General features: G+C 65.6%; 12 protein-coding genes and 1 pseudogene. 6 read left to right on the top strand and 7 right to left on the bottom strand.

From position 1 onward, the window contains the following. Nucleotides 1–7 precede the first annotated feature (7 nt). From NXY83_RS05090 to speB, 4 genes and pseudogenes are all read right to left on the bottom strand, one after another. Nucleotides 8–1,594: pseudogene (locus NXY83_RS05090) on the bottom strand (MFS transporter); the annotation flags it as partial. Beyond that, a complete protein-coding gene (locus NXY83_RS05085) occupies nt 1,594–2,079 on the bottom strand; it encodes a MarR family winged helix-turn-helix transcriptional regulator (RefSeq protein ID WP_258805005.1) in 486 nt (161 codons plus the stop codon). The gene NXY83_RS05085 and the pseudogene NXY83_RS05090, both read right to left, overlap by 1 nt. Nucleotides 2,080–2,232: 153 nt before the next feature. Next, complete coding sequence (locus NXY83_RS05080) at nt 2,233–3,939, bottom strand: thiamine pyrophosphate-binding protein (protein ID WP_258805004.1); 1,707 nt, start codon at nt 3,937–3,939, stop codon at nt 2,233–2,235. A gap of 4 nt (nt 3,940–3,943) precedes the next feature. After that, nucleotides 3,944–5,008, bottom strand: coding sequence for an agmatinase (gene speB / locus NXY83_RS05075; protein WP_258805003.1), 1,065 nt, complete (start codon nt 5,006–5,008; stop codon nt 3,944–3,946). Between the two features lie 397 nt (nt 5,009–5,405). On the opposite strand from speB, the gene NXY83_RS05070 reads away from it, so the two are divergent. Further along, entirely contained in the window at nt 5,406–5,666 is a 261-nt protein-coding gene (locus tag NXY83_RS05070) for an endonuclease domain-containing protein (RefSeq protein WP_258805002.1), read from the top strand. Here NXY83_RS05070 and NXY83_RS05065 read toward each other — a convergent pair. After that, the gene (locus tag NXY83_RS05065) at nt 5,663–6,238 is read right to left on the bottom strand and encodes a helix-turn-helix domain-containing protein (protein ID WP_258805001.1); all 576 of its coding nucleotides are present in this window, start codon (nt 6,236–6,238) and stop codon (nt 5,663–5,665) included. The two genes, NXY83_RS05070 and NXY83_RS05065, sit on opposite strands and share 4 nt — an antisense overlap. Before the next feature lie 274 nt (nt 6,239–6,512). Here NXY83_RS05065 and NXY83_RS05060 point away from each other — a divergent pair, with 274 nt between their 5' ends. Beyond that, nucleotides 6,513–8,033, top strand: a complete 1,521-nt coding sequence (locus tag NXY83_RS05060) for a sodium:solute symporter (RefSeq protein WP_258805000.1) — start codon at nt 6,513–6,515, stop codon at nt 8,031–8,033. Nucleotides 8,034–8,123: 90 nt separating this feature from the next. On the opposite strand, the gene NXY83_RS05055 is transcribed toward NXY83_RS05060, so the two are convergent. Further along, the gene (locus NXY83_RS05055; RefSeq protein ID WP_258804999.1) at nt 8,124–8,357 is read right to left on the bottom strand and encodes a hypothetical protein; all 234 of its coding nucleotides are present in this window, start codon (nt 8,355–8,357) and stop codon (nt 8,124–8,126) included. Nucleotides 8,358–8,611: 254 nt separating this feature from the next. Between NXY83_RS05055 and NXY83_RS05050 the strand changes: the two genes are divergently transcribed. Beyond that, nucleotides 8,612–9,778, top strand: coding sequence for a VIT1/CCC1 transporter family protein (locus NXY83_RS05050; protein ID WP_258804997.1), 1,167 nt, complete (start codon nt 8,612–8,614; stop codon nt 9,776–9,778). Beyond that, complete coding sequence (locus tag NXY83_RS05045) at nt 9,778–10,704, top strand: matrixin family metalloprotease (protein ID WP_258804996.1); 927 nt, start codon at nt 9,778–9,780, stop codon at nt 10,702–10,704. The genes NXY83_RS05050 and NXY83_RS05045 overlap by 1 nt, the downstream gene beginning before the upstream one ends. Here NXY83_RS05045 and NXY83_RS05040 read toward each other — a convergent pair whose 3' ends face one another. Then, complete coding sequence (locus NXY83_RS05040; protein ID WP_258806068.1) at nt 10,705–11,838, bottom strand: LOG family protein; 1,134 nt, start codon at nt 11,836–11,838, stop codon at nt 10,705–10,707. A gap of 306 nt (nt 11,839–12,144) precedes the next feature. Between NXY83_RS05040 and NXY83_RS05035 the strand changes: the two genes are divergently transcribed. Beyond that, a complete protein-coding gene (locus NXY83_RS05035) occupies nt 12,145–12,885 on the top strand; it encodes a GntR family transcriptional regulator (protein ID WP_258804995.1) in 741 nt (246 codons plus the stop codon). An 18-nt stretch (nt 12,886–12,903) separates the two neighbouring features. Beyond that, the gene (gene iolB / locus NXY83_RS05030) at nt 12,904–13,797 is read left to right on the top strand and encodes a 5-deoxy-glucuronate isomerase (RefSeq protein WP_258804994.1); all 894 of its coding nucleotides are present in this window, start codon (nt 12,904–12,906) and stop codon (nt 13,795–13,797) included. Nucleotides 13,798–13,827: the final 30 nt, after the last annotated feature.

Below are 13,827 nucleotides of genomic sequence, written 5' to 3'. Positions count from 1 at the left end.
TCGTACCTTGTGCCGCCGGTTCAGGCTGGATGTCAACCGTCCGGCGCAGCGGCTTTTCCTTGATGAAGAGCACTGAAAGCAGCGCCACCACCGCTACCGCGGCGGAAATCAGGAAAACTTCGGCCGTGGCGTCACCGTAGGCGGCCCGCATGATCTCCCGGACGGGTTCGGGCATATGTGCCAGGTCCATGCTGCTGCCCGCGCTGCCTCCCTGGACCGGAATACCGGCGGCTGCCAGGCCCTCGGTTGCAAGATTGCTGACGCGGTTGGCCAGGACGGCGCCGAGGACCGAGACGCCGATGGCGCCGCCCACTGAACGGAAGAACGCCACCGAGGCACTGGCCGTGCCGATGTCCGAGGCGCGGACGGTGTTCTGCACCGCCAGGACGAGGTTCTGCATCAGCATGCCCAGGCCAAGGCCAAGGATGGCAGTGAAGATGCCCGCATGCCACAGCTCGGTGGTGTGGTCCATGGTGCCTGCCAGTCCCAGGCCGCCGATCAGCAGGATGGAGCCCGCGATCAGATAGCCCTTCCACTTGCCCGTACGGCTGATCAGCAGCCCTGATGCCACCGAGCCCACCAGGTTTCCGGCAATCATGGGCAAGGTGAGGAGCCCGGCTTCGGTGGGAGTGGCGCCGCGGGCAACCTGGAAGTACTGGCCCAGGAAAGTGGAGGAACCGAACATTGCGATGCCAACGGCCACGGAGGCGAGGATGGCCAGTGCCGTGGTGCGTTCGGAGATGATTTTGAGCGGAATGATGGGCTGCTCCACCTTGGATTCAACCAGTACCAGCAGGGCGAGCAGGAGGAGTCCGCCGCCCACCATCAACGCCGACTGCCAGGAGATCCAGTCGTAGTATGCCGGGTTGCCGGCGAAGGAGATCCAGATCAGCAGCAGGCTCACGCCGGAGGTCAGCAGGATGGAGCCCAGCCAGTCGATCTTGGCAGGGCGGCGGACGTGCCTGATTTTGAGGGTGACCTGCAGCAGGATGAGAGCGACGACGGCGAGCGGCACGCAGACGAAGAAAGTCCAGCGCCAGCCGAGCGGGCTGTCCACGATGAAGCCGCCCAGCAGCGGCCCGCCGGCGGTGCCCACTGCCATGACCGCGCCCATGTAGCCGGAGTATTTCCCGCGGTTCCGGGGCGGGATCATGGTGCCGATGATGGCTTGGGCAAGTGCCGTAAGGCCGCCCATGGCTACGCCCTGGATCACGCGGGCACCCAGCAGCAGCGGGATGGTTTCGGAGAGCCCGGCCATGACGGAGCCGGCCACGAAGATGATGATGCTGAGTTGGACCAGGACCTTCTTGTTGAAGAGGTCGGCGAGTTTGCCCCAGATGGGAATGGTGACGGCGTTTGCGAGCAGTGCAGCGGTGATCACCCAGGCGAAGTCGGTCTGTGTTCCGTTCAGGTCGGCCATGATGGTGGGCAGCGCATTGGCCACGATGGTGCTGCTGAGGATAGCGGTAAAGAATGCGGCCAGGAGCCCCGTGAGGGCCTCCATGATCTGCCGGTGGGACATCTCCGGCGCAGTTGTCGGCTGGCCCTTTGATTGATGTGCAGATGTATCAGGTGCGGCGGTCCGGCTTGCCATCAAGATGCTCCTAGAACGGTGGTTTTTGTGGTGCCGGCCGCCGTTGCCCGGACTGATTTCTTAAGTGACTCCGTGAGCTTGTGCAGGGTTTTCGCCGTGGAACCGGCGTCTTCCTGGCTCCAGTCGCGGAGGTAGTCCTGCAGCACGGCTGTCCGCTGCTCCTCGATGTGCCGCAGCTTGTCCGCGCCCGGCGCCGTGAGGGCCACCAACTGGGCACGGCCGTCGTCGGGATCCGGCCGTCGGACCACGAAGCCCTGCTCCTCCAGGTCCGCGATGTGGCGGCTAAGGACCGGCGCGCTGACTCCAAGGCGCTCCGCAAGGCTGGTAGCGCGCGACTCCCCCTCCCCCACGAACCGCAGGACGCCCTGGAGCGCCACCCCTGTGTCCTGGCCGCACACGCTGGCCGTTGCGATGCACCGCATCGCACGTTGGAGGTCGAAGATCTGGTACACGAGATCGGCTGCCGTATCAGGGGATACTGCCATGCTTCCAGGACTCCTCAGTTGTTTGCCTGAAGCAACTATATCCCAGATTGGTTGCTTTAGGAAACTATCTATTCGCGACCTGGCGGCCGGGGCATGCAAAAGGACCCGGCTCCGTAACGGGAGCCGGGGTCCTTTCGGTTGTTGCTTGTTGTATCAGCCGTCCAGGTGGGTGGGGGCGAACATTTTCAGGAGGGTTTCGACGACGACGACATTTGGCCCGTCGGCGGCGAAGCCCGCCCTAAGCGCCTCCCCCACCTCTTCGGGTGCAACCCGGGTGGCTGGGACGCCGAAGGCCTCTGCCAGCTTGACGAAGTCGGGGCGGGCGAGTTCGGTTGCGGTGGCTTTGCCGAAGGCGCCCACCATGTATTCGCGCAGGATTCCATAGCCGCCGTCATCCACAATCAGCCAAGTGACCGGCACGTTGTGCTGCCTGGCGGTCGCCAGCTCTGAGATGGAGTACATCGAGGACCCGTCACCGGACACCGCAAGCACACGGCCCGGCTTGCCGACGGTTTCCAGGCCCACGGCGCCGCCAATGGCTGCCGGGAAGCCGAAGCCCAACCCGCCGGCACCCTGCGCCGAGTGGAACTGGCCTTCGCGGGCATCCCAGCAGGACCAGCCCCAGTATGCGGAGATGGTCATGTCCCAGAACGTCTGCATGTCCGCCGGCACCGCTTCACGGATGTCGGCCATGAACTTCAGCTCCTTGCCCAGGTCCTGGGACTCAAGCCGTGCCCTGACCTTCGCCAGCGAATCCTTGACCAGGTCCTCCGGCGGGCTGCCGTGCCAGCTGGCATTGGTGGCCCGCTCCGAGGAAAGGACCTCGTCCAGGGCAGCCAGGGCCTGACCGGCGTCGGCCCGGATTCCCAGGCCGGGGCGGTTGGACTCCAGCACCCGCGGCTCCGCGTCGATCTGGATAATCCTGCCCCGGGGCTCAAACGTGAAGTAGTTGGATGTCACCTCGCCCAGGGACGAACCGATGACCACCAGGACGTCGGCGTCCTCGAGCAGGTCGGTCATATGCCGGTCCTCGATCCAGGACTGCAGCGACAGCTCATGGTTCCAGGGGAACGCTCCGTTGCCCCCGGGGGTGCAGATCACCGGCGCACGCAGCTTCTCCGCAATGGACAGCAACGACTTCTCCGCCCGCCCCCTGCGGGTTCCGCCGCCTGCGATGATCGCCGGGCGTTCGGCAGCTTCCAGCCACTTCACGGCCTCCCGGACCAGCTCCACCCGGGGCGGGTTGTCCGCGGCCTTGGCCAGGGCGTCCTCCACCGGTGGAACCATGATCGGATCCAGCAGCACGTTTTGCGGAATCTCAATCCACACCGGACCCTGGGGTGAGGAGATCGCCTCGGTCCAGGCATCCTGGATGGCTGACGGGATACCCGAGGCATGCTGGATCAGCCGCTGGCTCTTGGTGACATTCGCGGCCGATGCCTTCTGGTCATCAAGCTGGTGCAGCATGCCCTTGCGGCGGGCGCCCAGGCCCTCCAGCGGGATCTGGCTGGCCACTACAACCATCGGCACGCCCGTGGCATACGCCTCCTGCAAGCCCGCGAGCGAAGTCAACGCGCCCGGCCCGGTCGAGAGGAAGAGGACCCCCACTTCGCCGGTGGCACGGGAGTACCCGTCCGCCGCGAAGGCGCTATTGTTCTCCACCCTCGAGGAAACGAACTGCAGGTTGCCCCGGCCCATTGCGTCAAAGAGGCCCAGCGCGTGCTGGCCCGGGATGCCAAAGACGGTCTTCGCGCCCAGCGCCTCCAGCGTCTCGACGACGAGGTCCCCGCCATTGCGGGCCCCCGTCCCTGAGTTGTTCCCATTGGGGGCGGCTGCTGTTCCGTGATCGAAATCGATCATGGCACTACTTCTTGCCGGCCGCTGCGAAGCCTGCGGGCTGCCGTGCCTCCTGGCCGAGGGCTTGCGCCGCATAGCCGGTGGCCGCGCCCAAGCGGTCGCCCGGGACAGCATTGTCGGCCATCAGGGTCACCAGTTCATAAGCAACGTGGCTGGCAGCGACACCCGTGATCTCCGCGTGGTCATAGGCCGGGGCAACCTCAACTACGTCGGCACCCACCAGGTTCATCCCGCGGAAGCCGCGGATGATCTCCAGGAGTTCGCGGCTGGTGATGCCGCCCGCTTCAGGGGTACCGGTACCGGGAGCATGTGCGGGATCCAGAACGTCAATGTCCACGGAGATGTACAGCGGGCGGTTGCCGATCCGGTCGCGGACCTTGGCTACGGTCTCCAGGACGCCCTGGTAGTAGACATCGGCTGAGGTGACGATGCCGAACCCGAAGCGGTGGTCGTCGTCGAGATCCTTCTTGCCGTAGAGCGGACCACGGGTGCCGATGTGGCTGATTGCCTCGGTGTCCAGGATGCCTTCCTCGACGGCCCGGCGGAACGGGGTGCCGTGGGTGTATTCGGCACCGAAGTAGGTGTCCCAGGTGTCCAGGTGTGCGTCGAAGTGGAGCATGGCGATGGGCTCACCCGCGCGCTCGGCGGCGGCACGGAGCAGGGGCAGCGCGATGGTGTGGTCGCCGCCGAGGGTTACCAGCTTGCTGCCGCCGGCTGTGAGGTCGAGGGCGTTTTGCTGGACGGTTTCTATGGCCTCATTGATGTTGAAAGGGTTGACCGCCATGTCGCCGGCGTCGGCCACCTGGACGCTTTCAAACGGGCTGACGTCCCAGGCCGGGTTGTAGGGGCGCAGCAGGCGGCTGGCTTCCCGGATGTGGTTGGAGCCGAACCGCGCGCCAGGGCGGTACGAGACGCCGGAGTCGAAGGGAACGCCAACCACCGTAACGTCGGCCTTGGCCACCTGGTCCAGCCGCGGGAGGCGGGCGTAGGTGGCAGCACCTGCATAACGGGGAATTCGGGATGAATCGATGGGGCCAAGGTTGCCGTTGGCTTCGATGCGCAGCTCTTCCAATGGAGGCCTCTCCTTCGAGGAGTTGAATAACTGATGTGACTGCCATCATACACCTTGGTTTTCCTATGCGCACCAAGTGTTTACCCACACAGCTTAAAGCTGGGGGTTCCCGAACGTTCCTGCCCAGTTCCCTGCTGCCGGTTCCAACCCGGCCACCGGCTTCCGCGGAAACGCGGCGCTGCCGGACCGGGTCTTGCGCTGGTGGCTGAAGCAACCGGGGAGGAATGAACAACGGAAACGGCGGGGGTTGCACACATACCTCCGGCCGCGCATTCCCCGTCCGCCCCACCCCCTGGAATGGCTCCATGGCCATCTTCGAACATCTGAAACGGAGCGGCGGCGTTGCCCGGGCCGCGCAGCTCCTCGGGCCGGATACTCCCGCCGGGACAAGCCCATAGTGGAAGTGGACGCCCAACACCTGTTCCGCAGCAACGGCATCGAATTCGAGGCCCAAGTGCTCCTGCCGGGCATTGGGCGGGTGGACTTCCTGCTTGCCGGCTTCCTGATCGTAGAAATTGATGGCTTTGCTTTCCACTCGAAGCGTGTGGACATGCTGCCCGCAAGCCGGAATTCGGGCGGAAACCCGCGGAAGAGGCAGACCGGGATGGCCAGAAACCGGGCAGGAATGCACCCAACGGCGGCGGAAGGAAGCGGCTAACGGCTTGCCGCGGGGACCAGCACCCAGAGCACCTCGACAGGCTTGTCCGTCGGGTTGACCCAGGTATGCGGCTCGCGGCCGGGGAAGGTTACGGTGTCCCCCGTATTGAGGTCGTACTGCTCATTGGTAAGGATCAGCCGGATGCTGCCCTTGATCACGTGCAGGACATCCACGTCGCAGTCAACAGCGTAGAGCTCGGACTCACCGCGCCCATGCGGCTCAATGCAGGCCTGGATGATCTGGATGCGCCGTTCCGAACGGGCTGTCAGCAGGCGCTCCACAATCCCCTGGCCACCAAGGGATATCCGCGGCCCTTCATTGCGCTTGGTGAGATGCGTTTCGGGCGCGGCAAACAAGTCGCCGATGGAAATGGAGAGGACCTGGCACAGCGTCACCAGCGAGGCCACGGACGGGGATGTCAGGTCACGCTCAACACGGCTGAGGAAGCCCTTGGTGAGCCCCGTCGCATCAGCCACCTGCTCGATGGTGAGCCGCTGGGACTGCCGCGCGGCCCGGATCCGGGATCCAATGGCAACCGGAACGTTGCTCGGTTCAACTGGCAGTGCCTTCATCTACGAACCTTTCATCGCCGGCAGCCCGGCCCCACTCTGGAGCAATACTAATGGCCAGCCTCTTCTGTGACGCGTCCATGGCGCGCGGCCGGGCCCAGCTGATCCGCCCTTGACTGTTACTGCCGTCACAGCCTAACCTTTGGAAAACACATGTTGCCTATAGGGCAATTGTTGAGAGTCTCCTCTCACCCCAATTTTTAGCAGCGCCCGTCCGGCCGTCCCCCGCCCCGGATGCAATCCCCGGCTGCCCAAACCGCTCTCCAAGGAGCCCCACATGGACGTAAGTGTCATCAACATCGCCATTGTGGCGGTGTACCTTCTCGCAATGCTGGCCTTCGGCTGGTGGGGCAAGTCCCGTACCAAGAACAACAGTGATTTCCTCGTTGCCGGCCGGCGGCTCGGGCCCTTCCTCTACACCGGCACCATGGCAGCCGTCGTCCTGGGCGGTGCCTCCACGGTGGGCGGTGTGGGGCTTGGCTACAAGTTCGGCATCTCCGGAATGTGGCTGGTGGTGGCCATCGGCTCGGGCGTGCTGCTCCTGAGCCTGCTCTTCGCCGGAACCATCCAGAAGCTGAAAATCTACACGGTGTCCCAGATGCTGACCCTGCGCTACGGCAGCAGGGCAACCGAAGCCTCCGGCATCGTTATGCTCGCCTACACACTGATGCTCTGCGCCACGTCCACCGGCGCCTACGCCACCATCTTCGTGGTGCTGTTCGGCCTGGACCGCGCACTTGCCATCGCCATCGGCGGCGCCATTGTGCTGGTGTACTCCACGGTGGGAGGCATGTGGTCCATCACCCTGGCGGACCAGGTGCAGTTTGTCATCAAGACCGTCGGCATCTTCTTCCTGATGCTTCCCTTCACACTCAACGCCGCCGGCGGCTTTGACGGCATCCGCAGCCGGGTGGATGAAAGCTTCTTCCAGATCGACGGCATCGGCCTCCAGACGATCATCACCTATTTTGTGGTCTACACCCTTGGCCTGCTGATCGGCCAGGACATCTGGCAGCGCGTGTTCACGGCCAAGACGCCCGGAGTCGCCCGCTGGGGCGGAGCCACTGCCGGTATCTACTGCATCCTCTATGGTGTCGCCGGCGCCCTGATCGGCATGGCCGCCAGCGTCGCCCTCGCCAACATCGAGATCGCCGCGAAGGATGACGTCTACGCCGAAGTGGCCCAGAACCTGCTGCCTGTTGGCATCGGCGGGCTGGTCCTGGCTGCCGCCGTCGCCGCCATGATGTCCACCGCCTCCGGCGCCCTGATCGCCGCCGCCACCGTTGCCCGCGCCGACGTCCTGCCGTTCGTGGCCAGCTGGTTCGGCAAGGACGTCAACACCGGAGACTCGGACAACCCGGAGCACGACGTCAAGGCGAACCGCATCTGGGTGCTCACGCTGGGCATCATCGCCATCGTCATCGCCGTCATCACCAAGGACGTCGTCGCCGCCCTGACCATCGCCTACGACATCCTGGTGGGCGGCCTCCTGGTCGCAATCCTGGGCGGCCTGGTGTGGAAGCGCGGCACCGGTCCCGCTGCCGCAGCCTCCATGGCAGTGGGGTCAGTGGTCACACTGGGCACCATGGTCGTCCTGGAGATCAACGCCAAAGCACCGCTGGACGGCATCTACGCCAACGAGCCCATCTACTACGGCCTTCTCGCCTCGGCCGTGGTCTACGTCGCGGTTTCCCTCCTCACCCCGCCCACCGATGCCCAGGTGATGCGGAACTGGCAGCGCCGTGTCTCCGGCCAGGCCGCTGAGGAAACGCCGGTGGAAGCAGTCGCCGCTCCCTGACGGGAGCTTCCAGCACCCTCCACAGGGTCCACGCACGACGGCGGCGCCTCCTTCGCATAACAGCGAAGGAAGGCGCCGCCGTCGTATGTCCTATTCGGTTTCGTCGGTTTCGCGGACCTCGTCCGGATCCAGCGGGACGACGCGGTCCTCGGCGTCGATCACAACGGGAGGCACCTGAACCACCGGTTCCTCCTCGTCCAGGAATTCATCCTCCGTGTCCCAGTCGTCCTCAACTACCGGTGCATCCTCGGCGTAGTCGTAGGCGGGGTCCGCTTCTACGGCGTCCAGGTGCGGCATGTCCGGGTGCTGTCCGGTGGTGCTCATGATTCAACCTCCGTTTGTTCGCCTGACGTGCTCTTTCAGTGAGGGCGCTGGCTGCGCCACACTTTCATCACAACACCGCGAAGCAGGCGGGTCAATAGCCCATCTGCAGCCCCGGCACGCGGGCTGCAGACTTAGCGGATTGAGGCGGACCGAAACCTTTGAGCGAGGTTTACCGGCCAAAAAAGCCCGTATTTTCGCAGTAAGCTGGCACTGCAATGGGGCCGTTACATGCCCTATCCAGCCCAGGAGTCTCCGTGTCACAGCACGCCCAGTCCAATTCCGCCGCCTCCAACGCCAATGCCGGGAATTCCTCCCCGTCCCAGGCTGAACCGCATCGTCCCAAACCGTCCGCGGCGGACATCAAGCGGTGGCGCCAGTACCTTGCCGACGAGCGTGCCGAAGCCGCCGTCTACCGTGACCTTGCGCAGAACCGCCAGGGCGAGGAACGCGAAATCCTCCTGGCCCTGGCTGAAGCCGAAGGCCGGCACGAAGCACACTGGCTGGCCCTGCTGGGGGAACAGGCGGGCAAGGCACGGCCGGCATCGTTCCGCAGCCGGTTCCTCGGTTTCCTGGCCCGGCACTTCGGGTCGGTGTTCGTGCTCGCGCTGGCCCAACGCGCAGAAGGCCGTTCCCCCTATGCCAGGGACCCCAACGCAACCCCCGCAATGGCCGCCGACGAGCAGATCCACGAGGAAGTGGTCCGGGGCCTGGCCACGCGAGGCCGCAACCGCCTGGCAGGCACGTTCCGCGCAGCGGTGTTCGGCGCGAACGACGGCCTGGTCAGCAACCTGTCCCTGGTGATGGGCATGGCCGCCTCGGGCGTCGCCAGCAGCGTGGTGCTGCTGAGTGGTATCGCCGGCCTGTTGGCGGGTGCCCTGTCCATGGGTGCGGGTGAATTCATTTCCGTCCGGTCCCAGCGGGAGCTCCTGGCAGCCACCCGACCTACCCAGATCACCCTGGCCGCTGCTCCGAAACTGGACATAGAGCACAACGAACTGCTCCTCGTGTATCTCGCCAGGGGCATGTCCCATGAAGCGGCGGAGCACAGGGTGGCAGAGCGCATGGGGCTGCTCTCCTGCGACTGTGATCCGAGCCTTTCGCTGCAGCCGGAACTGCCGGATGACGAGGACCAGCATGAAGCTGTCGGCACCGCATGGGGTGCGGCGCTGTCCAGCTTCTGCTTCTTCGCGTCCGGAGCCATTGTCCCCATCCTGCCGTTCATCTTCGGCCTGACCGGAGTAGCCGCCCTGGTGGTGGCCGGCGCGCTGGTGGGTATTGCCCTGCTGGCCACCGGCGGCATCGTGGGCCTGCTGTCCGGCACGTCTCCCCTGACCCGCGGCCTGCGCCAGCTGGCAATCGGGCTGGGCGCCGCCGCCGTGACCTACCTGCTGGGGCTGGTCTTCGGCACTGTGGTGGGTTAGTGGAAAACCGGCCACCGCGCCACGCAGGCTCCAGGGCCCGCAAGGAAGGCGCAGGGCCACGTTACAGCTTCCTCCTGACCGGGGCGCTGTGCGCGGCGGCAGTCTTTGGCGGCGCACTGGTGTTGGACGATCCGCGCGTCAAGCACTTCCTGGACCTTCGCATAGGCCCGGGCAATGGGCAGCAGCGGAGTGCCGGACCCGGCGATGCCGCACCGTCCGGCGAGGCCGGTGCCCAACCCCCGTCGGAGGTGAGCATGGAGACGCCTCCACCGGCTTTCGAGGAAGAAGACGCTCCCCTCGGTGCCCCCAGCCCGCCTGCCGTGGGCAGCGACTCCTACCGCTTCCTGGCGGTCAACGGTGACGGCAGCCCGGTGGGATATTCGCCCTGCCGGCCCCTCCATTACGTAGTCAACCAGGACCTCGCACCGGCCGGCGCGGAGTATCTTGTTCCGGAGGCCATCGCCACGATTTCGGCGGCAACCGGGATCTCGTTCGTCTATGACGGCACCACCGGCGAACAGCCGTCGCCGCAACGTCCGCCCTACCAGCCGGACGCGTACGGCGAGCGCTGGGCACCGCTGCTCATCGCCTGGACCACGCCCGAGGTGGCACCTCAGCTCAAGGGGAAAGTGATCGGCACCGGCGGCAGCACCCATTTCAGTTACGACGACGGGCCCAGGACTTTTGTGACCGGCGGCCTGGACCTGGACGCCCCGCAGATCGCCAACGAACTGAAGAACCCGGACGGGCACCTCTACGCCACTGCGGTGATCCTGCACGAGCTGAGCCACGTGATGGGCCTTGACCATGTGGAAGACCCCCGGCAACTGATGTATCCGGAAATCGGCACACCCGAAGGGCTTTCCGCGGGCGACATGAACGGTTTGTTCGAGCTAAGCAAAGCCCAGTGCCGGAAGGACCTCTGACTAGCCCAGCAGGACCTCCACGGCTTCCTCCACGGTATCCACCAGGAAGATCCGCTCCTCCATGGGCCGCCCGGCTGCCAGGCTGCGGAGCATGGGCCACGCGGGGTACTGGTGCTCCCAGTGGTTCCTGCCCACCAGGACCATGGGCGTGACCTTTTCCGGGGCGCCGTAGTAGTTTTCGCAGGCATCCTGGAAGATTTCCTGGACGGTGCCGGCAGCTCCGGGCAGGAACACGATGCCTCCCCGGCACAGTTCCAGCAGGATGGCTTCCCGGATGGCGTTGGCGAAGTATTTGGCGATGTGGGTGGCAAAGCAGTTGGGCGGCTCGTGGCCGTAGAACCAGGTGGGAATGCCGAGTGACGGGGTCCCTCCCGGGAAGCGTTCGACGACGGCCGCCGCCGTGCGTGCCCAGGCGGACACTGAGGGACGGAATCCTGGAACGGACGCGAGCATGTCCAGCGCGAGCTGCACCCCGCCGTCGTCCGCCCCGCTCAGGTAGGCGCCCAGGTTCGCCGCTTCCATGGCGCCGGGTCCGCCGCCGGTGGCGACGGAGCAGCCGTTCCGCACCAGCAGCCTGCCCAGCGTTGCCGCCTTGGCATAGTCCGCGCTGCCCCGCTGGGCGGCGTGCCCGCCCATGACCCCCACCATGGCCTGCCCGGACCAAGGGCCGGAATGGGTGAGTTCGTCCAGTGCATCACCGATTGCGTGGTCGTGCAGCGCGGAGGCCAGGGTAGCGTCCACCCGGTGCCGCTGGCCGGGCTGGATGCTCCATTGGTAGATCTGCGCGTCCGGCAATTCCTCGTAGGGCGAGTCCGCAAGCCCTGCATAGAGCTCGGCGGGCGAGTACAGAGTGGAGCGGTAGGGGTTGAAGGGGACTCCCGTGAGCCGTGGAAAAATCAGTGCTCCCCGGCGGCGGAGGCTGTCTTCCATTCCCCCGTCAAAGGTGCAGCCAAGGAAAATGGCGCCCTCCACATCCAGGTTGTCGAGGGCGGCGGACCGTCCTCGCAGGTCCAGGGATTGTGCATGCCAGCCCTGCAGGTGCACTGCCCCGGCTGCCAGCATACGGTCGAAGCTTTCCAGGTCTTCCACTTCGAGGCTGCGGGGGCTGGGACCAAGGTTTCCTGAAAGATTCATCGCTGCCGCCTTCTGCTGCTCATCCATCCAGCGTAGTCAACAGCAATTATCGCGGGGTCAGGTCCTGCCCGTCCGGCGCACCGGAACGGGCGGAATCTGACCCCGCGTGGGTAAAGGTGGTGGGGCGCCCGTTAGACGCGGGCGGGCTACTCCTTCCCGGAGCTACTGATGCCCCTTGACCCGCCATTTCCGCCTGCTACGATCGAAGACGGAACTATGTCCTATCAAGAGAACATATAGCGGCAAAGCGGCCGTTCCCGCCTTACCGGGCCGGGTTGAAGCCGCAAGCAAGAACAGGAACGAAACGTGGCGAACAACCTGGGTCTCATCATCGACCGCTCCTCCCCCGTGCCCCTCTACCACCAGGTGGTGCAGGGCATCGAAGCCGCGATCTACAGCGGGGTCCTCGAGCCGGGCAGCCGGCTGGACAATGAGATCGACCTGGCGGCCCAGCTGAACCTGTCGCGTCCCACTATGCGCAAGGCCATGGATGAGCTGGTCCGGTCCGGCCTGCTGGTGCGCAAGCGTGGAGTGGGTACCCAGGTGGTCTCGAGCCAGGTGCGGCGCCCGCTGGAGCTTTCCAGCCTTTATGACGACCTCACCAACAACGGTAAAAAGCCCACCACAGATGTTCTCAGTTTCGCCCACGTGGAGACAGACGAGGCCACCCTGGCCACGCTCCAGCTGCCGGCGGGATCGAAGGTCTACCACTTCACGCGGCTGCGGAAGGTGGGCGGCAAGCCGCTGGCACTGATGGAGAACTGGGTGCGGGATGACATTGCGGACATGGACGAAACCATGCTCGTAGCGGAAGGCCTCTACTCGATCCTCCGCCGCGGCGGCGTCAACTTCCGGCTGGCAACCCAGCGGATCGGCGCCATGATCGCCAATGAATACCAGGCGTCCATGCTGGAAACCAGTGAAGGTTCCGCCCTGGTCACCATGGAGCGCACGGCGGTGGACGATACCGGCCGCCGCGTGGAGACGGGCCATCACGTCTACCGGGCCGATTCCTACAGCTTTGAAATGACACTCGTACAGCGCTAACCGCAAGGAGCACACTTCATGACCAACTGGATCTATCCGCTGGGCACCGCCGCCGACGGTAAATGGGACGTCTCGATCGGAACCTCCGACTCCTCCCTCACCGTGAACGGGTGGGAGCATACGGGACTGAAGGTCGCCACCCTCACCGCAGGGGCCGACGTCGTACTTCCGGCCGCCGCTGAGGAACGCATCGTGGTGCCCCTCAACGGATCCTTCACGGTGACGGTGGACGGGACGGGCTACGGGTTGAACGGCCGTGCCTCGGTGTTCGCAGGCCCCACCGACGTCCTCTACTCCGGTACGGAACGGAGCATCACCATCAGTTCTGCCGACGGCGGCCGGGTGGCGGTTGCCACGGCCCCTGCCCGGGCTTCCTATCCAACCCGCCTGGTAACGGCGGCCGAGACGCCGGTGGAACTGCGGGGGGCCGGCAACTGCTCCCGCCAGGTCCACAACTTCGGCACTCCCGCCGCGCTGGAAGCCGACCGGTTCATCGTCTGCGAAGTCCTCACCCCGGCCGGAAACTGGTCATCCTATCCCCCGCACAAGCACGACGAGGAGAAGGACGGCGAGACGCACCTCGAGGAGATCTACTACTTCGAGACCCGCGTGGCGGCCGGTTCCGCGGCGCCCGCCAACGCCGACGCCATCGGCTACCAGCGCGTCTATGCCTCCGACGAGCGCCCCATCGACGTCTCCGCAGAGGTCCGCACGGGCGATGTGGTCCTGGTCCCCTACGGCTGGCATGGTCCCGCAATGGCGGCACCCGGCTACGACCTGTACTACCTCAACGTCATGGCCGGTCCGGGCCCTGTGCGCGAGTGGCTCATCAGCGATGACCCGCACCACGGGTGGGTCCGCCAGAGCTGGGATGGCCAGGAAATTGACCCCCGGCTGCCGTTCGGCGGGTAGGCGGGGCGCCCCGGGGCTGAGTTCCGCGAG

The organism is Pseudarthrobacter sp. NS4 (assembly GCF_024758005.1).
Classification (GTDB): domain Bacteria; phylum Actinomycetota; class Actinomycetes; order Actinomycetales; family Micrococcaceae; genus Arthrobacter.
This window is presented reverse-complemented; position numbering and strand designations above follow the sequence as displayed.

Excerpts from the sequence above, each read along its gene's own strand:
- NXY83_RS05040 (WP_258806068.1), bottom strand. The coding sequence starts at position 11,838 with ATGAATCTTTCAGGAAACCTTGGTCCCAGCCCCCGCAGCCTCGAAGTG.
- NXY83_RS05080 (WP_258805004.1), bottom strand. The coding sequence starts at position 3,939 with ATGATCGATTTCGATCACGGAACAGCAGCCGCCCCCAATGGGAACAAC.
- iolB (WP_258804994.1), top strand. The coding sequence starts at position 12,904 with ATGACCAACTGGATCTATCCGCTGGGCACCGCCGCCGACGGTAAATGG.
- NXY83_RS05060 (WP_258805000.1), top strand. The coding sequence starts at position 6,513 with ATGGACGTAAGTGTCATCAACATCGCCATTGTGGCGGTGTACCTTCTC.
- NXY83_RS05055 (WP_258804999.1), bottom strand. The coding sequence starts at position 8,357 with ATGAGCACCACCGGACAGCACCCGGACATGCCGCACCTGGACGCCGTA.
- NXY83_RS05065 (WP_258805001.1), bottom strand. The coding sequence starts at position 6,238 with ATGAAGGCACTGCCAGTTGAACCGAGCAACGTTCCGGTTGCCATTGGA.
- NXY83_RS05085 (WP_258805005.1), bottom strand. The coding sequence starts at position 2,079 with ATGGCAGTATCCCCTGATACGGCAGCCGATCTCGTGTACCAGATCTTC.